We start from the raw sequence: 21,523 nt of genomic DNA, 5'->3' as shown, positions 1-21,523 counted from the left end.
TTCATCACTACTGCAGGCGCAGTGAGAGATGTTTTGGAAGCCGGTGCTTACCTTGCCGGGGATTTTCGATAAGATGACGGCCATCCATTTTCGCAGACCCTGCCTCATGCCAACGCTGAATGAAGGAGCCAAAGAGGCTCGCCGAACGATCAAGCAGTTTCAGCACTATCTCAATTCGCCACGCCTGGTGCCCGATCAGTGCTACCGCATGTCCAGCGCGACGTACCCGCTGGTGTGCCACGTGAATCAGGTCACGGCGCTCTACCTGAGCAAGAATTACTGCGTCATTCCTTTATTCCTGCAGCGGGCGTACGAGCAACTCGGCAGGAGCACACCGGAGCGAGTCAGCGAACCTTATCGCGGGCTGGTTCATGATTATCTTGCGCATGTGGCGCAGTTCATCCTTGCTTACGATTGTCTGGCCGCTGATGAAAGGCACTTGGTGGAATTCATTCCCAAGCAATTGCTGGCTGCCGTACCGGGCCCCTTGCCCGAAGACCTGATGGTTCCAGGGGAGTTTTGACATCACATTTCTGGCCGTTGCCAAGGATTTTCACTATGACGTTTTCTGCACCAAGCCCCATCCGCGCCGTCGTCTTCGATTTCGGCGGCGTGCTCTTCGACTGGAACCCGCAGCACCTGTATCAGCAGCTGATCGCCGACGAGCAGCAGCGCAACCATTTCCTCACGCACATCTGTTCGCCCGACTGGAACGTACAGCAGGACGGTGGCCGCACGCTGGCGGAAGGGACGGCGGATCTGGTCCGGCAGCATCCCGAATACGAAGCGCTGATCCGTGCCTTCTACGGTCGCTGGACCGAGATGCTGCGCGGCCCGTTGCCGGAGGGCGTGGCGCTCTTGCGCGAACTGCATGCACAGCAGGTGCCGGTATTCGGCCTCACCAACTGGTCGTCGGAAACCTATCCGCATGCGCGCGACCACCACGATTTCATGCAGCTGTTTCGCGATATCGTGGTCTCAGGCGAGGAACGCTGCATCAAGCCCGAGCCGCGCATCTACCAGATCGCATTGGAGCGCTATGCACGTCACCTGCCGGGCCTCAAGCCCGAAGAGCTGGTCTTCATCGATGATGTGCAAAAGAATATCGATGGGTGCCGGGCGCTGGGATGGCAGGGCATTCATCACGTGGATGTGACTGCTACACGGGCTGCATTGCGTGCGCTTGGCGTACCGTGTCAGCTGTGACGACCATCAGGCAATCGCAAACACTTCCACCACACCACTGAGCCGCCGCGCCTGCGCCTGCAGCGCCTGCGACGCCGCTGCGGCCTGTTCCACCAGCGCCGCATTCTGTTGCGTGACCTGATCCATTTGCGAGATCGCATGGTTGATCTCGTGGATCCCCTTGCTCTGCTCGGCGCTGGAATCGCTGATGGCCCCGATCACCGACACCACCCGGTCGACGCTGGAGACAACATTGCTCATGCTCTCTCCCGCCCGGTTGACCAGCGCACTGCCGCTGGCGACCTTGTCCACCGAGTCGTCGATGAGCGTCTTGATCTCCTTGGCCGCCAACGAACTGCGTTGCGCGAGGCTGCGCACTTCCGACGCCACCACCGCGAAGCCACGACCCTGCTCGCCCGCGCGCGCTGCCTCCACGGCCGCATTCAGGGCGAGGATGTTGGTCTGGAAGGAAATGCCGTCGATGACGCTGATGATGTCCACGATTTTTTTGGACGAGTCCTCGATGGCCGCCATCGTCATCACCACATCCTTGACCAGCTGCCCGCTCTCGCCGGCCACCACCGAGGCTGCGGTGGCAAGCCGGTTGGCCTCGCCGGCGCTGTCGGCGTTCTGTTGCACCGTCGCCGTCAGCTGTTCCATGGCCGAGGCCGTTTCTTCCAACGAGCTGGCTTGCTCTTCGGTGCGCGAGGAAAGATCGAGATTGCCCGCAGCGATCTGGCTGCTGGCCGTCGCAATGGCATCCGTGCCGGAGCGGACTTCGCGCACGATCTCGCGCAAGCCTGCGTTCATGCTCTTCATCGACATCATCAGGCTGTTGGGAAGACGGCTGTCTGCATCCACCTCGCTGCGCAAGTCGCCTTGCGCGATCCGCGCCGCCAGCGTCGAGGCCACTGCCGGTTCTCCACCCAGCTGACGCAGCACGCTGCGGGTGATGAGCACGGCGGCGATCAGGCCGCTGGCCAGTGCCAGCACGCCCAGTGCGATGAGCAACTTGCGCGCTGTCGCATAGACGGCCAGCGCCTCGTTCTTGGCATCGTCATTGAGCTTGTCCTCGAACGCGGACAGCTCGGCCAGTGCCTTGCGGCGTTCTGCCTGCATCTTGCCCAGCGGACCGTCCAGTACAGGCTTGATTTCTTCACTTCTTTGCGCCTTGGCCAACTCAATCAGGCCAGAGACGACGGGCAGGATTTCCTTGCTCATCTTCTGGATCAACACGATGGATTTCTTTTCGGTCTCCGTGGTTTCTTCCAATTCTGCAAAGAGCTTGGCCAGTGCGGCTTCCGCTTGCGCATAGACGGTGAGCTGTCGTTGCAGATTGTCGGCGTTGAGTTTAAGGTCTTCCGGGGTCGTCGCCAGTCCGATCCCGCGCGAGGCCAGCGACTGCTCATAGGCCGCGGCACGCATGGTCGAGAGATGCAGGATCTCCACATTGTTGACTTCGGTGATTGACAGCAGTTGCTGGTTCACCTCGTCCAGTTTTTTCAGGGAGATGCCGACAATCAGAAGCATGAGCACGAGCACGCCACCAAAGCCGAACTTGAGGCGCGAAGAAACCGTCAGACGGGTGAAATCCATACACACTCCAGTGAATACTTGCTGTTATTCGTCATGCATTCCCGACGCCACCCCGATGCAGGCAAGGGTGGACCATGTGGCGTTCTGATGCCACAGGCAACGTCGGGAAGTGCGGATCTTGATTCAGTGGAGTTGGGCGATTCCCGTGGGAACGCCGCCCGCCGTGAACTAAGGATGAGGACAAGCGATGCTGTTCTTTTCCCGGCGGGCCGGCCGCCTTCCTCGGGAAAACCGCACACTGTAGAGCAAACGCGCTTGTTTGATTAGCACCGAAAACTTAACGGCAGTCTTCAGAAAAACCGCCGAATGGATGGGCTGCGTGAAGCAGGGATGTGCGCCAAGACAAGATTGGACGGGGAGAAGGAAGGTGCGATTGCGCCATGATATGGCGGATCGGCAACCAGAGGAGTGGGAGAGGAGAGACAGAAGGTGCCTGCCGCGCAGGCTTGTGCGCGGCAGATTTTGTCGGAGCGTTGGACGAACGCCGGGTCAGTCGCAGCGGCCGGTCTGCAGATCACATTGCGCCAGCCCGTTGTCGGCCACCGCAACGGCTGAGCCTGACGAGGCCGTTTCTTCACGCAGATAACTCGCCCACTCTTCCGGCTGCCCCAGCCACCGCCCGGTATCGAGCACTTCCAGCGTATCGCCCCGCTGCAGCACGAAGGTCGGGAAGCCGCGTCCGCCTACATAGTTGAGCAGTTCACGGCTGGCCTCGATGTGATTGGCCAGTTCGTCCTGTTCGACCCGCTCCAATTCGGTAGTGAAGGCAGCGGGTTCGATGCCCAGCGCCTGCGCCAGCTCAGTCAGCGTCGCCACTTCCGAGATGCGCCGCCCTTGCTGGTAATGCGCACGCTGGATCGCTGCCAGCATGTCCAGTCCTGCGGCGTCGCCCTTGAGCGCCTGTACCGCCAGCACGGCCGCAATCGGCGGGGCCGAGTCGAAGACCGCTTCGGTATCGCGCAGCAAGCCATTGAAGTAGGGTTCGCCAAACGCCTGTCCGGTCATCTGCGCGATGCGCTGATCGTGCGGCATCACGTAATCGCGCAACTGCGCATCCACGCGTCGACGGTTGCGGCCGGCCATCATGCCGCCGCCGTGCGCCTGCACCGGCAGCACTGCGCGGGCCGCCGCCACCAGCGGCGCGGCACCGTAGCACCAGCCGCACAGCGGATCGTGGATGTAGTGAAGCACGGTGTCATGCAGGGCGGCGGGGGTGGTCATGATGCAATTTCCTCTTGAATGAATCGGCACAGGGCCTGACGTTTTCTGCACCATGACCTGTTTTTGACGCGGCAAATGCGGCGTCGGAGCGGGCGTGGTGCGATGGCCTTGGGCTAGACTGGCAGCCTTGATCCACGTGATCCACGTGATCCATTTGATCCATTCGATCCCGTCGAGGCTTTCCATGTCATCACGTATTGCCGCGTTTCTGTTCACCCTGCTGGCGTTGTCCTACCTGCCCGTTGCGGCGGGGGCTTCCGAACTGTCGGACAAATTGTCCCAGCCCGATCATGTCCTGATCATGCGCCACGCACGTGCGCCGGGCATCGGCGATCCCGCAGGGTTCACGCTCAATGACTGCGCCACGCAACGCAATCTCAACGATGAAGGCCGCGAACAGGCGCGCAAGATCGGCAACTGGCTGCGGCAGCAGGGCATCAGCCGCGCCATCGTCGCCAGCAGCCCATGGTGCCGCACCAAGGAGACCGCCAGCTTGCTAGGTTTCGGTACGCCCGAGGTGCAGGATGGCCTGGCCTCCTTCTTCAATGACGCGGCCCAGGGCGAGACCGCCAACCAGCGGCTGGAGCAGTACCTGCGCACGGCCTTGCCGGGCAAGGGCAGCCGGGCGCTGATCCTGGTCACGCATGACGTGAACATCGGACGCTGGACCGGTGAAAGCGTGGCCTCCGGCGAAATGGTGCTGGTGCGGGTCGATGCCAGCGTCAAGCCCGTATCGCACAAGGTCTACGCCCGGCCCGACTGATCCGCCGGTCTTCGCGAAGCACAACGGACGCCGCAGCGCTGCATGCCCTGCGGCGTTTTGTGTTAACGTGACCGGCTTCGTCGTCACGTCCGCCTGCGCCCATGTCCATCGTCTACCGTACCGACCTTCGCCTGACCGCCGATCAGTTCATCGACATTCTTTCCCGTACTTCGCTGGGCCCGCGCCGTCCGCTCGACGACCGCGAATGCATGGAGGCCATGGTCACTCATGCCAGCCTGATCGCGACCGCCTGGGACGGCGAACTGCTGGTCGGTGTGGCGCGCTGCGTCACCGATTTCGTCTATGCCTGCTACATGTCGGAGCTGGCCGTCGATGAACAGTACCAGCGCCGGGGCATCGGCAAGGAACTGATCCGCGCCGCCCGCAGCCGCCTCGGTCCACGCTGTCGCCTGCGTTTGCTGGCCGCCCCCGATGCCACTGACTACTACAGTCATATCGGTTTCGCCCACAGCCCCCGCTGCTGGGAGCTGACGCCCGGAAATGAACTTAAATAACGTTATAAATCATTTATAAAGAATTGCCATGATCGAGATTCAAGTCTATCGCCCGGAACACGCAAAGGGCGTGGTCGAGGTCATCCTGCCCATCCAGCAGGAAGAGTTCGGTATTCCCATCACGCTGGAAGGGCAGCCCGACCTGAAGGATATTGCCGGTTTCTACCAGAAGGGCCACGGCAATTTCTGGGTGGCGGTTGATGGCGGCAAGGTGGTCGGCACCATTTCCCTGCTCGATATCGGCAACGCCCAGGTGGCGCTGCGCAAGATGTTCGTGGCGGCCAGCCATCGCGGCAAGGAGCACGGCACCGCCGCGCGCCTGCTGGAAGGGGCCATCGCCTGGGCGCGTGCGCAGGGCGTGCGCCAGATTTTCCTGGGCACCACGGACAAGTTCCTGGCGGCGCATCGTTTCTACGAGAAAAACGGTTTCCGGCTCATCGAGAAGAGCACGCTGCCGCCTGCCTTCCCGGTGATGGTGGTCGATACCCGCTTCTACGCACTGGATTGCTGAAGCGCTTGCGGCGTCACAGCCGACGCTGGCTGTCGACCCCGAAATAGAACCATTCATTGCCCGGCAAGGCGCGCGGATTGGGGAAGACGATGTAGCCGTCGCCCGGGGCCAGCACTGCCTGGCCGTCGTGCCGGTGGCCGATCACTTCACCCTGCTGCACGCGGTCGAAACTGGACCATTCCCGGGTGAAGCTGTCTCCCGCATGCTCCATGTCGATCACGTCCACCAGGCGGATCAGCTGGATCTCCGCCACCGGCGGCTGCAGGGGCGCATCGATCATGCCGTGCAGCACCAGCGTCTGAAGGATGGCGCGATAGGCGACTTCCGGCGCTTGCGGATCATCATGCTGGCCGCATTCCAGGGTCACGCCGTATAAGCCCTTGCTGCGCGCGTATTCGGTGGCGCCCACGCCATATTGCCGGTCCAGCAGGTCGGGCGAAACCGCATGGCCTTGCTGGCGGCGGCGTTCGACCCCGCGCACATAGGCCCCCATCCATCCTTCCACCACGCGCTGGCAGCCCAGGTGCGCAACCATGCGTGCTTCGGCGGCGGCATGCGCAAAGGGTTCGACGTCGCCGGCATTGTCTTCCGGGCCGAGCATGGCAAAGGGCATGCCGCCGGTATGGAAGGAATGCAGGTCGAGCAGGATCTCGTGTTCATCGATCCATGGGCAGAGCACGTTGCAGAGCTGGTCCTCGAAGTTGGCGGGGGCCGGATGCGGGCGCAGGTTGCGGTTCAGGTTGCGGTCACCCTGGCGTTGCTGTTTTTCATAGGCCAGCGGATTGGTCACCGGCACCAGCGTCAGCAGACCGCGCTGCAGGCGCAGTTGCCCGCTGTCGAGTTCACGCTGCAGGCGGGTGATGGCCTGGGTGCCGCAGGTTTCATTGCCGTGCACGGCACCGAGGATCAGCAGGCGCGGGCCGGGCGTGAAGGCCGCATATTGCAGCCTGCGCAGGGAAGAGGGAGTGGAATCGGACGTCATCGGGAGGTGGCACACACGGGAAGCAGAAAGGGCAACGATACCCCGGTTCGGGCGGCGCTGCCAATCGCCGCTGCCGGGATCAGCGCAGCAGCTCCTGCCAGCCAGGCGTCATGGCAGTCGCCACGGCATCATGCGCATGCAGGCTTTCGAAGTGCGACACGCGGATGGAGCAGGCAGCAAAGCGCGCTTCCAGTGCTTGCCGCAGTCGGCGCGCAGCATCTTCCACATACATCAGGTTGGCCCCATTGGCCAGCGCAAAGGCCTGCTCATCCGCGCGCCGCACGGCTGTCTGCACGGCCGTGCCCAGTGCGGCTTCGGCGGTATCGATCAATTGCAGCAGCGGAAACTGTGCGGCATCGCCGCTGACTGCGATATTCAGTTCGGCCTCACTACGCTGGCTGTGCGGCGTGGCCAGACTGGCGTTGCGCGCGAGCCAGCCCAGCGCGGCATCGCGGCCGATGGCCTGCTGCTGCGCGAAGTCGGCGGCAAAGGCATCCTGCAGGGCCTGTCGCGACAGGGCGGCCGAGCAGGGGCAGGTGGAGGAATAGGCGATGCGCACCTGCAAGCGGATCTCCAGCGTGGAATCGCGCAATTGCGCCGTCAGCGTGACCGGATAGCTTTTCCATCCAGCCAGATCCGGCGTGACCAGCGCGGCCCGCTGCTGCAGCAAGGCGAAATCCAGCCGCAGCAAGGCGGCGCGTGACTGGCAATCGGCGTGACTCTCGCGCATCTGGCGCAGCAGTTCATGCACGGCTGTGGGCGTGAGGCGCGATCTGCTTGCGAAGGCATCCAGCAGCAGGTACAGCCGCGACATGTGGATGCCCTTGGCCTGCGGATCAGGCAGGTCCACCGCCACTTCGGCGCTGGCCGGGAGTTGCGTGCCGTCTGCCAGCCGCAGCGGCAGGGCGATGCCGCACATGCCTACCCATTGCAGGGGCAGGGCGATGCTGGCGGGTTCATCGCGGGCGACGTCGGGCAGGGTAGTGCGCTTGCTGATGAGGGGCATGCAGCTCACTCCCAGCCGGGGAAGGGATCGGCCATGCGCGCCCAGCCCATCGGACCTTGCGCCATCTCGGCATCGGTCAGCAGGCAGGCTTCCAGTTTGGCCGTCAATGTAGCCTGATCCATCTCCATGCCGATGAGCACCAGTTCCTGGCGCGCATCGCCGACGTTGTCATCCCATTGTTCGAGGATGAAATCGATGGACTCCTGATCCTGCGGCCACTTCTCGCGCGGCACGGCGGCCCACCATTTGCCGGCCAGCCCGTGGCGGCAGACGGCACCGGCCTGCGACCACGACCCCGCATGCGCCGGGCGGGTGGCGAGCCAGAAGAAACCCTTGGAGCGCACCACGCCCGGCCATTCGCTGTTGACCAGATCGTGGAAGCGCTGCGGATGCATGGGCCGACGCGCGCGCCAGGCAAAGCTGGTGATGCCGTACTGTTCGGTCTCCGGGACGTGCTCGCCACGCAGTTCCTGCAGCCAGCCGGGGGCCTGGCTGGCTTGTTCGAAATCGAACAGGCCGGTGTTGAGGACCTGGTCCAGCGCGACCTTGCCAAACTCCGACGTGACGATGCGCGCACGCGGATTGAGCTTGTGCAGGATGGCGTGCAGGCGCTCCAGGTCAAGCGGCGAGACCAGGTCCAGCTTGTTGAGCACGATCACGTCGCAGAACTCGATCTGCTCGATCAGCAGGTCGACCACGGTACGGCTGTCTTCCACGCCCATGGATTCGCCGCGTTCCTGCAGGCTGTCCTGGGAGCTGTAGTCCTTCAGGAAATTGAAGGCGTCCACCACCGTGACCATGGTGTCCAGCCGCGCCACATCGGCCAGGCTGGCCCCCTCTTCATCGGTAAAAGTAAACGTCTCGGCCACCGGCAGCGGTTCGGAAATGCCGGTCGATTCAATCACCAACTGGTCGAAGCGGCGCTCGCGGGCCAGCTTGCGTACTTCCATCAGCAGGTCTTCGCGCAGGGTGCAGCAGATGCAGCCATTGCTCATTTCCACCAGTTTTTCTTCCGTGCGCGACAGATCCGCGCCGCCATCACGCACCAGCGCGGCATCGATGTTGACCTCCGACATGTCATTGACGATCACCGCTACGCGCCGGCCTTCGCGGTTGTGCAGGATGTGGTTGAGCAGGGTGGTCTTGCCGGCACCGAGGAAACCGGAGAGCACCGTCACGGGAAGCCGGCGGTCGCCGGGCTGGCGTTGGAGGGAGGTCATGGCGAGTGTGAAATCAGCGTAAGAGTGTAGGAGCAATCGATGCCATCAGCGAAACTGATGACAGATTTTTCGAGATAAATGCAACTGAGTTGCGAATATCTCATAAATGCAACCGTGTTGCAAATAGTGGGTGCGGTGTCCACGCTTGTCACGCTTCTGAAAGAGGGGTTGCCAGTAGCCGTCCACGGGTAGGAAAGTCCGGCTTGTGCTAGCATGGCGCCTCGCAACAAGGAGGTTTCATCACATGTCCCAGATCTTCCCGTACAAGGGAAACGCCGTCATCCCGGAGATCAAGAAGCTCGACAACGGCAAATTCATGGCTTGCTTCGTGATTCACGAAGGCAAGGATGGCAGCGGCAAGCTGCGCTACCAGCGCAAGGCGCCCACCAATGAATTCGATACCGAAGACGAGGCGATCGCCTACATCCTCGATTTTTCGGGCGACTGGATCGACGAAAATCCCATGTGATCCCGCCGCGCGCCGTTACCACGGTGCCGCAGGTCACAGGGCAGGAAGAGCCGCACGGAGAGTGTTCCGTCGGCTCTTTTTCATTGGGGCTGCGACAAATTGCCACATTCGCAGGAACCGCCGTACGGCCTACAATCGCGAGCCTGTTTCCGTTTCCGGCGCTCCCCGCCCGCAGCCATGACCACCTCCTTCCAGCCCGCCGGCGATGGCACCGCCAACGCCGCCAGCACGACCGCTCGTACTGGCGATGCCCATCGCTCCGCCTTGCATGCCGTGCTGTTGCGCCTGCATTTCTACATCGGCCTGTTCGTCGGCCCCTTCATCCTGGTGGCGGCGCTGACCGGTACGCTGTACGTGCTCACCCCGCAGATCGAATCGCATCTTTACGCCTCGCAGCTCACCAACCAGAGCCGGGGCCAGGCCCGGCCGCTGGCCGAACAGGTGACCGCCGCGCAGGCCTTCCTGGGTCCGCAGGCGCGCCTGTTCGCAGTGCGCCCGGCCAAGGCGCAGGGATGGAATACCCGCGTCATGTTCACCCAGCCCGGCCTGGGCGACTCGGAAAGCCGGGCCATCTTCGTGGATCCGGTCAGCCTGCAGGTCAGGGGCGACCTGATCGTCTATGGCACCAGCGGCGTGCTGCCTTTGCGCACCACGCTGGATTACCTGCACCGCAACCTGATGCTGGGCGACGTCGGCCGCAACTACAGTGAACTGGCCGCTTCCTGGCTGTGGCTGGGGGCCTTGGGAGGGGTGTGGCTGTGGTGGCGCGCTCGCCAGCGCCGCGCTGGCAGTACGGTGCGTGCGCCGCGTCCCATGAACGCGCGCCGGCTGCATGCCCTCGTAGGGCTGTGGATCGTGTTGGGGCTGGTGTTTTTCTCGGCTACCGGCCTGACCTGGTCACGCTGGGCCGGTGAGCGCGTGAGCCAGATGCGCACGCAGCTGGGCTGGATCACGCCCTCGGTCTCGACGCAATTGCAGGCCGGTGCCCCGGCCATGTCCATGGGCGAACACGCCGATCACATGGGCGCACATGGCATGCAGATGCCCATGCCGGAGGCCAGCGATCCGGCCCGTTTCGACATGGTGCAGCAGATCGCCCGCGCGGGTGGCATCGACTCCTCCGAGATCGAAATCCGCCCACCGCGCTCGGCCCAGCAGGCTTGGGTGGTGCGGGAGGTGGATCGCTCCTGGCCAACCCAGGTCGATACGGTGGCCATCGATGCCGACCGCATGGCCATTACCAGCCGGGCCGATTTCGCTGATTTTCCGCTGATCGCCAAGCTGATCCGCTGGGGCGTGGATGCGCACATGGGGGTGCTGTTCGGCGTGGCGAATCAGATATTGATGGCCCTCTTCGGCGTGGCCCTCACCGGGCTCATCGTGCTGGGCTACGTGATGTGGTGGCGACGCCGCCCGGCGGCGGGTGCCAGCCTGGCTCCGTTGACGCAGGCGGTGATGCGCCTGCCCCCCCTGCAACGCCTGACGCTGGCGCTGCTGGCCCTGCTGCTGGGCTGGAGCCTGCCGCTGATGGGGGCCAGTTTGCTGCTGTTCCTGCTGGTGGATGTGATCCGTTATTCCCGCGCGCGCCGCGCTACGGTCTGATCATTCACTGAGCAGGCCATCGGCGGTCTGCTCGAACCACTCGCTGCCGCGTTGCACGAAGGTCTGCGACGCGGCCAGCGCAAAACTCTTCACATCGGGCTCCCAGCCCAAGCGATGCACCACGATCTGGTGCGCCTCCACCTGCAAGACGTTGAAGGAATTGCTCTCGCCGCGTCCACGGGTGGAGGTGGCCGTGCCTGCCTGCACCACCAGCGCCGAATAACCGGGGATGTGATAGCGCCCGGCGCTGCTTACGGCCGAACTGGTATGCACGTGACCCGCCAGCAGCAGGTCGGCACCGCACAGCGCGAAGGCACGCATGGCCGGTACCGCCTGGCCGACCAAGCCGTGATGTTGCGGGCCGGGTGGCAGGTCGAAGGGATGATGGGTGACGATGATCTTGACCAGGTGATCGCCCACGCCGGCCAGTTCGCGCCGCGCGTGTTCGATCTGTCTGTCGTTCACGCGGCCATCCTGGATGGTCAGGGAGCGTGCCGTATTGATGCCGACCACGGCGATTTCCTCGTCCACGTAGCGCGGCTGCAGATCGGCCGTGATGTGACGCTTGTACTTGCGCAGCGGCTGCAGCAGGCGCGCCGCCACGTTGAAGAGCGGAACGTCATGATTGCCCGGCACCACCAGCTGGGGCTGCGGCAGCGCATTGAGAAACTCCCTGGCCTGCTTGAACTGGATGCTGCGCGCGCGTTGGGTGAGGTCGCCCGAAACGACCACCAGGTCCGGCTTGAGCTCGTGGATCTGGGCGATCAACGGTTCGATGATCTCCGGATCGGTGCGCCCGAAATGCAGGTCCGACAGATGGATGAGGGTACGCATCAGTTCTCCCCCAGCAGTTTGTCGAGCAGGCCGGGTTCGCTGGTGCTGGGCGCTTGCGGATCTGCGACCTGCGGCACGATCACCGTCAATGAGGCCGGACGGATGCGGTAGTGCAGCGGTGTCTGCATCAGGTTGACTTCGCCGTCGGTGGCCACGCGCATGCGTTTCTTGTGCGTCTCGATGTGGATCTCGCTGCAGGTCAGCACATCGAAGTCATGTGCTTCACGCAGGCGGCCGAACAGTGCATGCAGGGCCAGTCGCAGCAGGCCCAGGCGGCCGGTGCGGTGGCACACGTACAGACTCAGCTGGCCGTCGGTGAGGGTGGAGCGCTTGCCGATGTCCAGCCCGCTCATCAGGTATTCGTTGTTGCCGATGAAGACGAAGGGCGTGCGCCGCCAGTGTTCCTTGCCGTCGATGGACAGCCGCACGCGCAGGAAGGGATAGCGCCGCAGCGCGCCCATGGCGGCCCAGGTGAAGGCCAGCCATTTTCCACGGCCCAGGCGTGCTTGCTGCTTTTCACGCTCGCGCACGATGTCGGGATAGAGACCCAGGCTGGAATTGTTGATGAAGGGCGCGCCATTGACCTCACCGCTGTCGACCCGCAGCTTGCGCCCGGTGGCGATGTTGGCGATGGCCTCGTCCAGCGTCAGCGGGATGTTGAGGTCTTTGGCAAAGTGATTCAGCGTGCCCAGCGGCAACACCCCCAGCGCGCTCTCGCAGTGTGGATCGGCCAGCAGGGTCGAGGCCACGGCATTGACGCTGCCATCGCCGCCGCCCACGGCGACCACCGAGATCTTGTCGCGCACCGCATTGCGTGCGGCCTGCAGCATGTCTTCGCCGCTGCGCGCCAGATGCACCACGGCGTGCAGGCCGTGACGGGCGAACTCTTCGGTGATGTGGGCGGCCAGTTCCTCGGCGTGGCCGCCACCGGCACGGGCGTTGATGGCAGCCACCACGTCAGGGCGGCGTGCTGCGTCGGGGTGGCCATGGCTGGCGGGCAATTCCTGGGTCGTGTCTTGTTCTGTCATCCGCAGGCGAGTAAGAAGGTGGTTTCAGAGCCCGTTGGAGCGCGGCTGCGCGTAATAGTGCCGCTGCCATGTGAAAACCACGGTCGTCCACAGCGCGAACCAGGCCGTGCCCAGCAGCATCGCACCCACTACGTCGCTCAGGAAATGCGCGCCCAGGTAGACCCGGCTGAACGCGGTCAGCGCCACCAGCAGCAGGGCTGCGCCGATGACGGCGGCCTGCACGCCGCGCTCGCCGGTCTTCAGGCGCGCACCGATGGCGGCGGTCACGCCCGGCTGGTTGAGCAGGTAGGCGGCCAGCATGGCGTAGAGCAGGGTGGCGCCGATGGTGTGTCCGCTGGGAAAGCTGTAGCTGTGCAGCACCAGGATGGGATCGTCAAAGCTGGGACGCAGGCGCGCGAAGATGTGCTTGAGCGTGAAATTGCACAGCATGCCGCCGGGCAGCACCAGCAGCAGGTCGGTGACCCAGGCCCAGCGCTGCTTGCGGACCATGTGCCACAGCAGCAGTGCGCCCATGACCAGCACGCCGATGGTCCCGTGCAGATGCGTATAGCCGAGTACCAGTTCGGTCAGCGGCGAGAAGGCGTGCTGGTTGAACCAGTCCGCCAGTTGCTGATCCAGTCGCGTGAGCGCGCCCTTGCTGCTGACTTCGTAGGCGATCAGCGCGAACAGCATCACCGTGGCCAGCGCGGCCATCAAGCCAGTGGTGAGCGGCAGTCCGAGGTGGTGGTCGCGTGCCATGCGGGCGCGCAGGAAACGCTGGAGGGAGGGAGAGGTAGAAGAGTGTCGTTCTGTCATCCGGCCATTCTAACCTCAGCCCCCCGTGCCCCGGCAAGGGGCTGGAGGCTACCGGTCTGGTCAGGCGCAGGGATCGTTGCCCAGCGCGATGGCACGCAGGGCCGGCAGGTCGCACAGTTCGACGTCGCGATGGTTGACCTCGATGACGCCGGTTTTCTTGAAATTGGTCAGCAGCCGGCTCACGGATTCCACGGCCAGGCCCAGGTAGTTGCCGATTTCCTCGCGCGTCATGCGCAGCTGGAAGCGGGTCGAGGAATAGCCGCGGCTGGCGTAGCGCGAGGACAGGTTGAGCATGAAAGCCGCCATCTTCTGCTGCGCGGTCATGCTGCCCAGGGTCAGCATGACGCGTTGCTCGCGCGAAATTTCCAGGCTCATCATGCGATGGAACTGGCGCAGCAGCGTGGGCATGTCGCGGAACAATTCTTCCAGGCGCGTAAACGGAATCTCGCAGACCTCGCTGTCTTCCAGTGCCACGGCTTCGCACAGGTGGTGCCCGGCGCCGATGGCATCCATGCCCAGCAATTCGCCGGCCATCTGGAAACCGGTGATCTGCTGGCCGCCATTGGTATTGCCCTGGAAGGTCTTGAAATGGCCCAGGCGGATGGCATAGAGCATGTCGAACTTGTCGTTGAGGCGGTACAAGCTTTCATCGCGCTTGACCTTGCGGCGGCGGTTGATGACCTGTTCCAGCCGCTGCATGTCACCCTGGTCCAGCCCCATTGGCAGGCACAGCTGGTGCATGCTGCAGGCCGAGCAGCTGGCGCGCAAGGCGTGCAAGGTGAGCGGAGGTGGCGATTGAATGGGCGTGTGGGCAGGTAAGCTGGACATAAGCGTTGGATTTCCTCTGTGTTGTGGCGGCGTCGGCTGGCCAAGGCTTGGCGTGATGATATGTGATGCGCCACATTGTCATGCGGCCACGCTGCGATTTTTTCGTTACTTTTACCACAGTTCTCACCTGCAAAACGCATCGGCAGGCCTACCCATCAAAACTTTCATCGGAGCAAGCGGGAACTTGCTTTTCGGTTACGCCACCCTGTTGGCACCCGGCGGGCCGGGCTATTTCACCAGTTTCAGGACCGCCCGGAACTGCGGATGCGCGCTGTGCTGCAGCCATTCGTAGGCCACCATCTCCAGCGTGACCGGGATGGCACCAGCGGCGCGCAGGCGCTCGAAAGCCGCATCCCGGTCCAGCGGACGGCGCGAGCCGCAGGCCTCCAGCAGGGGCAGCACCGTGTAGCCCTGTTGCAGCAGGGAAAGCGCAGTCTGCAGCACGCAGATGTGGGCTTCGCAACCGGCGACGATGAGCTGCCGTACGGCCGGTGGTATGACCGGCAGCAGGCCGTCCGCGCAGGCATCGAAATGCTGCTTGGAGAGCGTCTTGTCGCACAGGCGGGCAATATCCGGATGGTTGTGGCCGAGCTTGTCGGGCATCTGTTCGGTGGCGATGACCGGCACCCCGAGCAGGCCGGCGATGGCTGCCATGCGCACGGTCTGCGCCAGCACCGCCTGGCCCTCGTGGATGGCGGGCAAGAGTTTTTCCTGGGGATCGATCACCAGCAGGGCGGATTGATGAGCCTGGATCAGCATGGAAGTCCTGTCATGTGGGCTTGGCAGAAATTGAAGGTCTTGTGTCATTGACGCCAAGCGGGTGGGAATCCGACAATTTTTCCATCATTGACCCTTCGGAGCAAATCCATGCGCGCCTCCTTGTCCGCCGATTCCCATGGCGGTAGCCGCAATGCCGCCATCCTGGCCTTGTGCCAGGGCCTGTTCACCTGCGCCATCTCGATCGACCTGACGCTGACCGCGCTGACCGGGTGGCAACTGGCCCCCGACAAGGCGCTGGCGACCTTGCCGTTCGCCCTCATCACGGTGGCCGGTGCCGTGGTGACCTGGTTTGCGGCGTTCTTGATCCAGCGCCTGGGCCGGCGCTGGTCGTTCGTGCTGGGGGCGGCCAGTTGCTGTGTCGGCGGGCTGATCTCGGTGTGGTCGGTCTGGCACGGGCAGTTCTGGACCTTCTGCGTCGGCACGGCGCTGGTCGGTGTATTTCAGGCATTTGCGCAGTATTACCGGCTGGCGGCCGCCGATGCGGTCGCCGAAGCGGCCAAGAGCCGTGCCATTTCCACCGTGCTGGCCGGGGGCGTCATCGCGGCCCTGGTCGGCCCGGCCCTGGCGGCCTGGAGCAAGGACTGGTTCCCGGCGGCACTGTTTGCCGGGGCCTATCTGGTGGTGGCGCTCATGGGGCTGTTGTCGGTGCTGGTACTGGTGCTGTTCTATCGGGATCAGGCCGATCCGGTGGCCGTTGCGCAGTCGCCATCTGACCTCGCCCCCGCGCGCCCGCTATCGGCCATTGCACGTACGCCGGTCTTCATGGCCTCGGTCGCCAACAACGTGGCCGGGTCCATGGTGATGATGTTCATCATGACGGCCGCCCCCCTGGCGGCGGTGGCCTGCCATCACGGCATCGATGATGGCGCGGCCATCATCCAGTGGCACCTGATGGGCATGTACGCACCCTCCTTCTTTGCAGGGCGCCTGATCCAGCGCTTCGGCCTGGGGCCGGTGCTGCTGGCAGGGCTGGGGATGAACCTCGGCTGCGCCGTCATCGCCATGCTCTCGACCACGCTGCCCGCTTTCTACATAGCCTTGCTGCTGCTGGGCGTGGGCTGGAATTTCATGTTCGTCGGGGGCACTACCTTGCTGGCGCAATCCTATACCCCTTCGGAACGCGCCAAGACCCAGGGACTGGCCGAGTTGATGCGCTATGCCGCGACGGCGCTGGCCACGCTGGGTGCCGGTCCCTTGCTGGCCCGCTTCGGCTGGGAAACGCTCAATGCGGCCATCCTGCCGGTGCTGCTGGTGTCGGCGCTGGTCACGCTGCGCTGGATGTGGGCCCAGCGCACTGCGCGTACGGCGCTGGTGGCGGGCCTGCGCTAACATCGGAGCATGATTCCTATGAACCCCGTCCTTTCCGCGCAGGCCACACAGGCCCCGCGCAATGTGGTGCTGCTGGCTTATGGCGGCATGAACCTGCTGGATCTTGCCGGCCCGATGCAGGTACTGGCGACCACCAACCGCCTGCACGGCCGTGAAGTCTATCGCCTGCATGTGGCCTCGGCAGAGGGCGGCGCGGTGACCACCAGCGCCGGCCTGCCGGTGTTGACGCAAGCGCTGTCCGCGCTGGACGCGCTGCTGTGCGCTGGGGAACTGCACACCTTGATTTCGCCCGGCGGCAGCGTGGGGGACAGCTTCCGCATCGATCCCGCCCTGGTCGCGTGGATCCGCGAGGCCGCACCGCTGGCCCGGCGCGTCTGTTCGGTCTGCACCGGTGCTTTCCACCTCGCCGAGGCGGGCGTGCTGGACGGCTTGAGGGTGACGACGCACTGGGATTCGGCCGAAGATTTGCAGCAGCGTTATCCCGCACTGGAAGTGGATGGCGAGCCCATCTACATCCGCCAGGGCCGCATCTGGACCTCGGCGGGCGTCACCGCCGGTATCGACCTGACACTGGCGCTGGTGGAACAGGATCTGGGGCACGCCGCTGCGATTGCGACGGCCCGCCAGCTGGTGATGTTCATCAAGCGTCCGGGCGGACAATCGCAATTCAGCACGCCGCTGGCTTCGCAGACCACCGGGGCGGGGCGGTTTGCCGAGCTGCATGCGTGGATCGCCGGCAATCTGGAAGCGGATCTGCGGGTCGAGAACCTGGCGCGCCAGGCCAACATGAGTCCGCGTACCTTCGCGCGGTTGTATGTGGCCGAGACCGGCCGCACGCCGGCGCGCACGGTCGAGCTGATGCGGCTGGAGGCGGCGCGCCGGGCGCTGGAAGAAACCCGGTTGCCGCTCAAGCGCATTGCCAGCCAGTCCGGCTACGGGGAAGAACAGAACCTGCGGCGGGTCTTCCTGCGCCAGCTGGGGGTGAGCCCGGGGCAATACCGCGAGCGCTTCGCGGCCCAGTGATCTACTGCCCCACACCGCGCAGGAAACGTTCCTGGTGGTGTCGGACTCCCTCGCTGATGCGCTCCCAGGTGCGTGCAGGGAAGTCGTCCGGCAGTTCGCCTTCGGCCACCGCCAGGGCATGCTCGGCGCCTTGCACCAGCGCCAGCATCGCCTGCCACACCGGTTCACCGCCGTGCTGCAAGGCCAGCTGCCGCCAGTGGCGGGCTTCGATGGTATGGAAGTGGCGATGCGGATTGCGTCCGCGCAGCAGCATGGCCGGACCGGCCTGCCGGGCGCGGAACTGGTTCGGCCCTTTGCCGAAGTAGGGCCACATCGACAGCACGTCATACAGCGGCGTCATCTCGTAACGGCCACCCGCATGCAGGTGCAGCGAGAAATTCTTGGCATGGCCGTCGGTGGCCGCCAGCAGGAAGAAGGCTAGTTGCGCCAGCAGGAAATACGTCTTGTCGCCGCCCTGGCTGCTGGCATTGAGCAGGCCCAGGCACTGGTTCAGGCCGGGGCCGCCCTGGCTTTCATACTTCATCGTCGGTGGCAGGCCGAAGGCCTGGCAGAAATCCTCCTGCGGCAGGCGGGCGATCCAGCCCTCCTTCATCCTGACGCGGTCGAAACGCTCCACCGCCAGCACCGTATGACGCCCGAAATGTTCCACCCGCGCCGGGGCCACCGGCAGACCCATGGCTGCCAGGATGCGTGAGCACAGCCATTCGTTGTAGACCGAGTCTCCCGCATCGACCCGCTGCATCACGCCGCCGATCAGGCCCAGCGGCAGCTTGATGATGTGGGTGGTCGGCGTGGCCCCCAGAGGACGGCACCACTTGCCGCGATGCCAGGTCAGGGCGGTTTTTTCCTGTGCACCTGCGATCGAGATGCGCAGCGCATCTTCCTGGGCGCTGGCCGGGGGCGAAGACAAGGGCAGGGCATACAGCAGTTGTTCGAGCATCGCCTCATCCAGACGCTCGCAGTGGATGCTGCGCCAGCCTTGCGGTTCCTGGTCCGGTGGCAGCAGTTGCAGCGCCCCGACGCAGTCGCGTCCCAGGGCCTGCAAGAGGTCGAAGACTTCGGTGGAGGGCAGGCGATAACGTTGCCGCAGCCGTTCGCGGATATCGGCGTTGTCCGGGAGCAGGTTGTCGAAATAGTTGCGCACGCTGTCGCCGCGCAGCTCGCCCGAGGCGGTCAGCGGCAGGGACAGCGACAAGGGACGAAAATGCGACGAGCGCACCCACGTGGGCGCATAGCGGAAGCGGTGTACCTGGCGTTCCACGCTCCAGGTACCGACCAGCTCACCGTTCATCCAGGCATGCAGCATTACCAGGAGCCCTGTTTGCGTGAGGGGATGTAGACAGCCCCCGCTTCCCCGGCCGCATGGACCGGCTTGTCTGCCGCGTGGACATGCAGCTTGAGCCCGGCCCCCAGTGTCGACAGGAGCAACAGCATCTGCTCCACGCTGACGGCACCCGGATTGGCTTCGATCTCGGCAATGCGCGCCTGGCTGATGCCGATGCGCTCGCCCAGTTGCGCCTGGGTCATGTGCCGCTGCTTGCGCAAGGCCCGCAGATGCTCGCGCAACTGGATGGAGAGGCTGATGGGGAAATCGTTGAGCATGGAGCTTTCCTCAAGACAAGGATGCAGCCGCAACGGTGCGCATGGCGGATGGCCAGGTTGTGCGGCTGTTGAGGAAAATATAGGGCAAGACCGATAAAATTACAATATAAGAAATGTCTTGTTTTTTGTATTTATCGTTTTAATCCTATAAATCGACATTATCAGCTTTGGCTTGTATTCATGTCTGCGTCGGGTCGCCTGGGGCCAAGGCCGTCAATGCCGCCAGCGAATCCAGCCACCACGACAGGGCCGGGCCAGCCGGATGGTCCGGTTTGTAAACGCACTGGATCGGCAGTTCAGCCCCTTGCGGCGGATGGTGGATCGTGCTGATGCTTACCAGCCGGCCGCGGTCCAGGTCATTCTTGACCACGTGCAGCGGCATGTTGCCCCAGCCCATGCCGGCACGCAGCAGGGCGTGCTTGGTGCCGAGATCACTCATGCGCCAGGTCAGCCGCGAGTGCACCGAAAAATCCTGGCGCGCGGTGAGTTCGCTGCGGTCCGACAGCACCAGCTGGGTTTGCTGCTGCAGGAGCTTTTCGGAAATCCTCCCTTTCACCTTGGCCAGCGGATGATCGGGTGCCACCACGGCCACCAGCTGCACGCTGGGCAGCGTGATGCGCAGCAGGTTGGGCGGCGTGGTCGGCAGTGTCCCCAGGATGCCCAGCATGGAGCGTCCGTCAATGACGCGCTCGGCCACCGCCCCCAGTGCTTCCACCTCCAGTCGTACCGTCACCGCCGGGAAGGCCACGCGAAAGCGCTGCAGGAGGTCCACCAGACAATCGGTAGGAAAGAACACATCCACCGCCAGTGACACTTCAAGTTCCTGCCCGCGCGCATAGGAATTGGCCCGCACCTGCAGCGAATCCACGTGATCCAGCACCTGCCGGGCATCAGCCAGCAGGGCCACGCCGGGGCTGGTCAGCTGTGGCCGGTAGCCGCTGCGGTCGAACAGCAGCACGCCCAGCTGATCTTCCAGCGTGGCGATGGCATAGCTGACGGCCGACTGTGCCCGCGACAGCTTGCGCGCGGCGGCCAGGAAGCTGCCGCTGTCGGCCACCTGCACGAAAACCCGCAACTGATCCAGCGACAGACGCTCAATATTCATAGACCCCTCAAGCTACGATGAAGTGACGAAGTGCCAACTATATCTAAAATTTAGATCATGATTATAAAAAGATAATCAGTTTTAGCCGAAGGCGAACTTGCCTATTCTGTCGTCACTGGCTGCAGCGAATGCATCACCGGGCAGAGCACAGCGCGAGAGCCGGTCAGAGATTGGCGTCAGGCAACAACAAGATTCAAGGCAACACGGCATCACAATTCAAACATCGTCGTTCACCCAACATCAGAGAGGCTTACCATGATTACCAACTTCACCACTTTCCGTATTGGCCGCGTCCTGCTGGCTTCCTTGTTCGTCATTTCGGGCATTTTCAAGATCGTCGGCTTTGCCGGCACGGTCGGCTACTTCGGCAGCCTGGGCCTGCCGGTACCGACCCTGGCCGTGCTGGTCACCATCCTGGTCGAAGTCGGCGGCGGCTTGCTGCTGATGACCGGCCGTGGCGTGCGTCCGGTGTCGCTGGTGATTGCGCTCTTCACCGTCGGCGCAACCCTGTCGGCCCATCATTTCTGGACGCTCGAAGGCGCTGCCGCCCAAGGTCAGATGATTCACTTCCTCAAGAACGTGGCCCTGATCGGTGCACTGCTGCTGGTGTCCTCGATCGACCCGCAAGCCCAGCCGGAAGAAAGCCGTTGAGCCTGATGGCCGCCCGTTCCAACCATCGACCATGATTCACCGGCCCGCACCCACGACGTGCGGGCCTCTTCAGGAGAGACAAGCATGAGCACCCCCTACACCCGTCAAATCGAACGCCTGGTCAACGGCATCCCTACCCAGGATGGCGCCGGCGTGAGCCTCACCCGCGTGCTGACCCACGACCTGCAGCGCCGCCTGGACCCGTTCCTGATGCTGGATGCCTTCCACTCGGACGAGCCCAGCGATTACCTGGCCGGTTTCCCCGACCACCCGCACCGCGGCTTCGAAACCGTGACCTACATGCTGGCCGGCCGCATGCGTCACCGCGACAATGCCGGTAACGAAGGCTTGCTGGAACCGGGCGGCATGCAATGGATGACGGCCGGCCGTGGCCTGGTGCACTCGGAGTTGCCGGAACAGGAAAACGGCCTCATGAGCGGCTTCCAGCTGTGGGTGAACCTGGCGGGCAAGGACAAGA

General features: G+C 63.9%; 24 protein-coding genes. 11 read left to right on the top strand and 13 right to left on the bottom strand.

Annotated elements, in window-relative coordinates:
* Positions 1-28 precede the first annotated feature (28 nt).
* Together B3873_RS25465 and B3873_RS25460 are read left to right on the top strand one after the other, a co-directional pair.
* Positions 29-523: a hypothetical protein gene (locus B3873_RS25465; protein WP_286869868.1), complete on the top strand. Its 495-nt coding sequence runs from the start codon at positions 29-31 to the stop codon at positions 521-523.
* Positions 524-558: 35 nt separating this feature from the next.
* Entirely contained in the window at positions 559-1,206 is a 648-nt protein-coding gene (locus tag B3873_RS25460) for an HAD family hydrolase (RefSeq protein ID WP_286869866.1), read from the top strand.
* A 6-nt stretch (positions 1,207-1,212) separates the two neighbouring features.
* Here B3873_RS25460 and B3873_RS25455 read toward each other — a convergent pair whose 3' ends face one another.
* Positions 1,213-2,781, bottom strand: coding sequence for a methyl-accepting chemotaxis protein (locus B3873_RS25455; protein ID WP_276840617.1), 1,569 nt, complete (start codon positions 2,779-2,781; stop codon positions 1,213-1,215).
* A 489-nt stretch (positions 2,782-3,270) separates the two neighbouring features.
* Positions 3,271-4,002, bottom strand: coding sequence for a DsbA family protein (locus B3873_RS25450; RefSeq protein ID WP_209534046.1), 732 nt, complete (start codon positions 4,000-4,002; stop codon positions 3,271-3,273).
* A 184-nt stretch (positions 4,003-4,186) separates the two neighbouring features.
* Here B3873_RS25450 and B3873_RS25445 point away from each other — a divergent pair, with 184 nt between their 5' ends.
* The 3 genes from B3873_RS25445 (at position 4,187) to B3873_RS25435 (ending at position 5,791) form a co-directional block, all read left to right on the top strand.
* Complete coding sequence (locus B3873_RS25445; RefSeq protein ID WP_286869862.1) at positions 4,187-4,765, top strand: histidine phosphatase family protein; 579 nt, start codon at positions 4,187-4,189, stop codon at positions 4,763-4,765.
* A gap of 101 nt (positions 4,766-4,866) precedes the next feature.
* Positions 4,867-5,280, top strand: a complete 414-nt coding sequence (locus B3873_RS25440; protein ID WP_286869860.1) for a GNAT family N-acetyltransferase — start codon at positions 4,867-4,869, stop codon at positions 5,278-5,280.
* 28 nt (positions 5,281-5,308) lie between these two features.
* The gene (locus B3873_RS25435; RefSeq protein WP_286869858.1) at positions 5,309-5,791 is read left to right on the top strand and encodes a GNAT family N-acetyltransferase; all 483 of its coding nucleotides are present in this window, start codon (positions 5,309-5,311) and stop codon (positions 5,789-5,791) included.
* Positions 5,792-5,804: 13 nt separating this feature from the next.
* On the opposite strand, the gene B3873_RS25430 is transcribed toward B3873_RS25435, so the two are convergent.
* The 3 genes from B3873_RS25430 to zigA form a co-directional block, all read right to left on the bottom strand.
* The gene (locus B3873_RS25430; RefSeq protein WP_286869856.1) at positions 5,805-6,773 is read right to left on the bottom strand and encodes a succinylglutamate desuccinylase/aspartoacylase domain-containing protein; all 969 of its coding nucleotides are present in this window, start codon (positions 6,771-6,773) and stop codon (positions 5,805-5,807) included.
* A gap of 79 nt (positions 6,774-6,852) precedes the next feature.
* Entirely contained in the window at positions 6,853-7,779 is a 927-nt protein-coding gene (gene folE2 / locus B3873_RS25425) for a GTP cyclohydrolase FolE2 (protein ID WP_286869852.1), read from the bottom strand.
* 5 nt (positions 7,780-7,784) lie between these two features.
* Positions 7,785-8,999, bottom strand: coding sequence for a zinc metallochaperone GTPase ZigA (zigA, locus tag B3873_RS25420; protein WP_286869850.1), 1,215 nt, complete (start codon positions 8,997-8,999; stop codon positions 7,785-7,787).
* A 244-nt stretch (positions 9,000-9,243) separates the two neighbouring features.
* Here zigA and B3873_RS25415 point away from each other — a divergent pair, with 244 nt between their 5' ends.
* Together B3873_RS25415 and B3873_RS25410 are read left to right on the top strand one after the other, a co-directional pair.
* Positions 9,244-9,468 carry a hypothetical protein gene (locus tag B3873_RS25415; RefSeq protein ID WP_034331366.1) on the top strand — a complete coding sequence of 75 codons (225 nt, stop codon included), beginning with the start codon at positions 9,244-9,246 and terminating at the stop codon, positions 9,466-9,468.
* A 177-nt stretch (positions 9,469-9,645) separates the two neighbouring features.
* On the top strand, positions 9,646-11,070 hold the full coding sequence (locus B3873_RS25410; RefSeq protein ID WP_286869847.1) for a PepSY-associated TM helix domain-containing protein: 1,425 nt from the start codon (positions 9,646-9,648) through the stop codon (positions 11,068-11,070).
* Here B3873_RS25410 and B3873_RS25405 read toward each other — a convergent pair whose 3' ends face one another.
* The 5 genes from B3873_RS25405 to B3873_RS25385 all read right to left on the bottom strand — a co-directional run bounded on the left by B3873_RS25405 (position 11,071) and on the right by B3873_RS25385 (position 15,314).
* Positions 11,071-11,904: a metallophosphoesterase family protein gene (locus B3873_RS25405; RefSeq protein ID WP_259432374.1), complete on the bottom strand. Its 834-nt coding sequence runs from the start codon at positions 11,902-11,904 to the stop codon at positions 11,071-11,073.
* Positions 11,904-12,932, bottom strand: a complete 1,029-nt coding sequence (locus B3873_RS25400) for a diacylglycerol/lipid kinase family protein (RefSeq protein ID WP_286869843.1) — start codon at positions 12,930-12,932, stop codon at positions 11,904-11,906. Before B3873_RS25400 ends, B3873_RS25405 begins: the two co-directional genes overlap by 1 nt.
* Before the next feature lie 24 nt (positions 12,933-12,956).
* Positions 12,957-13,727, bottom strand: a complete 771-nt coding sequence (locus B3873_RS25395; RefSeq protein ID WP_039787160.1) for a phosphatase PAP2 family protein — start codon at positions 13,725-13,727, stop codon at positions 12,957-12,959.
* Positions 13,728-13,787: 60 nt separating this feature from the next.
* On the bottom strand, positions 13,788-14,555 hold the full coding sequence (fnr, locus tag B3873_RS25390) for a fumarate/nitrate reduction transcriptional regulator Fnr (RefSeq protein ID WP_209535959.1): 768 nt from the start codon (positions 14,553-14,555) through the stop codon (positions 13,788-13,790).
* 228 nt (positions 14,556-14,783) lie between these two features.
* Positions 14,784-15,314, bottom strand: a complete 531-nt coding sequence (locus B3873_RS25385; RefSeq protein ID WP_286869836.1) for an isochorismatase family protein — start codon at positions 15,312-15,314, stop codon at positions 14,784-14,786.
* A gap of 108 nt (positions 15,315-15,422) precedes the next feature.
* On the opposite strand from B3873_RS25385, the gene B3873_RS25380 reads away from it, so the two are divergent.
* Entirely contained in the window at positions 15,423-16,664 is a 1,242-nt protein-coding gene (locus B3873_RS25380) for an MFS transporter (protein WP_286869835.1), read from the top strand.
* A gap of 18 nt (positions 16,665-16,682) precedes the next feature.
* Positions 16,683-17,687 carry a GlxA family transcriptional regulator gene (locus B3873_RS25375; protein WP_286869832.1) on the top strand — a complete coding sequence of 335 codons (1,005 nt, stop codon included), beginning with the start codon at positions 16,683-16,685 and terminating at the stop codon, positions 17,685-17,687.
* A 1-nt stretch (position 17,688) separates the two neighbouring features.
* Here the strand turns inward: B3873_RS25375 and B3873_RS25370 are convergent, their stop codons facing one another.
* The 3 genes from B3873_RS25370 to B3873_RS25360 form a co-directional block, all read right to left on the bottom strand.
* Positions 17,689-18,999 (bottom strand): HipA domain-containing protein, encoded by a 1,311-nt coding sequence (locus tag B3873_RS25370; RefSeq protein WP_085946212.1) that lies wholly within the window; start codon positions 18,997-18,999, stop codon positions 17,689-17,691.
* Positions 18,993-19,289: a helix-turn-helix transcriptional regulator gene (locus tag B3873_RS25365; protein ID WP_286869830.1), complete on the bottom strand. Its 297-nt coding sequence runs from the start codon at positions 19,287-19,289 to the stop codon at positions 18,993-18,995. Before B3873_RS25365 ends, B3873_RS25370 begins: the two co-directional genes overlap by 7 nt.
* Positions 19,290-19,467: 178 nt before the next feature.
* Positions 19,468-20,394: a LysR family transcriptional regulator gene (locus B3873_RS25360; RefSeq protein WP_286869829.1), complete on the bottom strand. Its 927-nt coding sequence runs from the start codon at positions 20,392-20,394 to the stop codon at positions 19,468-19,470.
* Between the two features lie 255 nt (positions 20,395-20,649).
* Here B3873_RS25360 and B3873_RS25355 point away from each other — a divergent pair, with 255 nt between their 5' ends.
* Together B3873_RS25355 and B3873_RS25350 are read left to right on the top strand one after the other, a co-directional pair.
* Positions 20,650-21,045, top strand: coding sequence for a DoxX family protein (locus B3873_RS25355; RefSeq protein WP_121045636.1), 396 nt, complete (start codon positions 20,650-20,652; stop codon positions 21,043-21,045).
* Positions 21,046-21,129: 84 nt separating this feature from the next.
* The coding region (locus B3873_RS25350) for a pirin family protein (RefSeq protein ID WP_286869826.1) at positions 21,130-21,523 on the top strand (394 nt) is incomplete at its 3' end.

Source organism: Herbaspirillum sp. UBA812, from assembly GCF_002296545.1.
Lineage (GTDB): Bacteria > Pseudomonadota > Gammaproteobacteria > Burkholderiales > Burkholderiaceae_D > Herbaspirillum > Herbaspirillum huttiense.
This window is presented reverse-complemented; position numbering and strand designations above follow the sequence as displayed.

What these genes read in the sequence shown, in the direction of transcription:
- B3873_RS25440 (WP_286869860.1), top strand. Translation starts at nt 4,867, where the DNA reads ATGTCCATCGTCTACCGTACCGACCTTCGCCTGACCGCCGATCAGTTC.
- B3873_RS25380 (WP_286869835.1), top strand. Translation starts at nt 15,423, where the DNA reads ATGCGCGCCTCCTTGTCCGCCGATTCCCATGGCGGTAGCCGCAATGCC.
- B3873_RS25455 (WP_276840617.1), bottom strand. Translation starts at nt 2,781, where the DNA reads ATGGATTTCACCCGTCTGACGGTTTCTTCGCGCCTCAAGTTCGGCTTT.
- B3873_RS25385 (WP_286869836.1), bottom strand. Translation starts at nt 15,314, where the DNA reads ATGCTGATCCAGGCTCATCAATCCGCCCTGCTGGTGATCGATCCCCAG.
- B3873_RS25435 (WP_286869858.1), top strand. Translation starts at nt 5,309, where the DNA reads ATGATCGAGATTCAAGTCTATCGCCCGGAACACGCAAAGGGCGTGGTC.
- zigA (WP_286869850.1), bottom strand. Translation starts at nt 8,999, where the DNA reads ATGACCTCCCTCCAACGCCAGCCCGGCGACCGCCGGCTTCCCGTGACG.
- B3873_RS25445 (WP_286869862.1), top strand. Translation starts at nt 4,187, where the DNA reads ATGTCATCACGTATTGCCGCGTTTCTGTTCACCCTGCTGGCGTTGTCC.
- B3873_RS25405 (WP_259432374.1), bottom strand. Translation starts at nt 11,904, where the DNA reads ATGCGTACCCTCATCCATCTGTCGGACCTGCATTTCGGGCGCACCGAT.
- B3873_RS25410 (WP_286869847.1), top strand. Translation starts at nt 9,646, where the DNA reads ATGACCACCTCCTTCCAGCCCGCCGGCGATGGCACCGCCAACGCCGCC.
- B3873_RS25355 (WP_121045636.1), top strand. Translation starts at nt 20,650, where the DNA reads ATGATTACCAACTTCACCACTTTCCGTATTGGCCGCGTCCTGCTGGCT.
- B3873_RS25400 (WP_286869843.1), bottom strand. Translation starts at nt 12,932, where the DNA reads ATGACAGAACAAGACACGACCCAGGAATTGCCCGCCAGCCATGGCCAC.
- B3873_RS25465 (WP_286869868.1), top strand. Translation starts at nt 29, where the DNA reads ATGTTTTGGAAGCCGGTGCTTACCTTGCCGGGGATTTTCGATAAGATG.
- B3873_RS25360 (WP_286869829.1), bottom strand. Translation starts at nt 20,394, where the DNA reads ATGAATATTGAGCGTCTGTCGCTGGATCAGTTGCGGGTTTTCGTGCAG.
- B3873_RS25375 (WP_286869832.1), top strand. Translation starts at nt 16,683, where the DNA reads ATGAACCCCGTCCTTTCCGCGCAGGCCACACAGGCCCCGCGCAATGTG.
- B3873_RS25430 (WP_286869856.1), bottom strand. Translation starts at nt 6,773, where the DNA reads ATGACGTCCGATTCCACTCCCTCTTCCCTGCGCAGGCTGCAATATGCG.
- folE2 (WP_286869852.1), bottom strand. Translation starts at nt 7,779, where the DNA reads ATGCCCCTCATCAGCAAGCGCACTACCCTGCCCGACGTCGCCCGCGAT.
- B3873_RS25460 (WP_286869866.1), top strand. Translation starts at nt 559, where the DNA reads ATGACGTTTTCTGCACCAAGCCCCATCCGCGCCGTCGTCTTCGATTTC.
- B3873_RS25395 (WP_039787160.1), bottom strand. Translation starts at nt 13,727, where the DNA reads ATGACAGAACGACACTCTTCTACCTCTCCCTCCCTCCAGCGTTTCCTG.
- B3873_RS25365 (WP_286869830.1), bottom strand. Translation starts at nt 19,289, where the DNA reads ATGCTCAACGATTTCCCCATCAGCCTCTCCATCCAGTTGCGCGAGCAT.
- fnr (WP_209535959.1), bottom strand. Translation starts at nt 14,555, where the DNA reads ATGTCCAGCTTACCTGCCCACACGCCCATTCAATCGCCACCTCCGCTC.
- B3873_RS25415 (WP_034331366.1), top strand. Translation starts at nt 9,244, where the DNA reads ATGTCCCAGATCTTCCCGTACAAGGGAAACGCCGTCATCCCGGAGATC.
- B3873_RS25450 (WP_209534046.1), bottom strand. Translation starts at nt 4,002, where the DNA reads ATGACCACCCCCGCCGCCCTGCATGACACCGTGCTTCACTACATCCAC.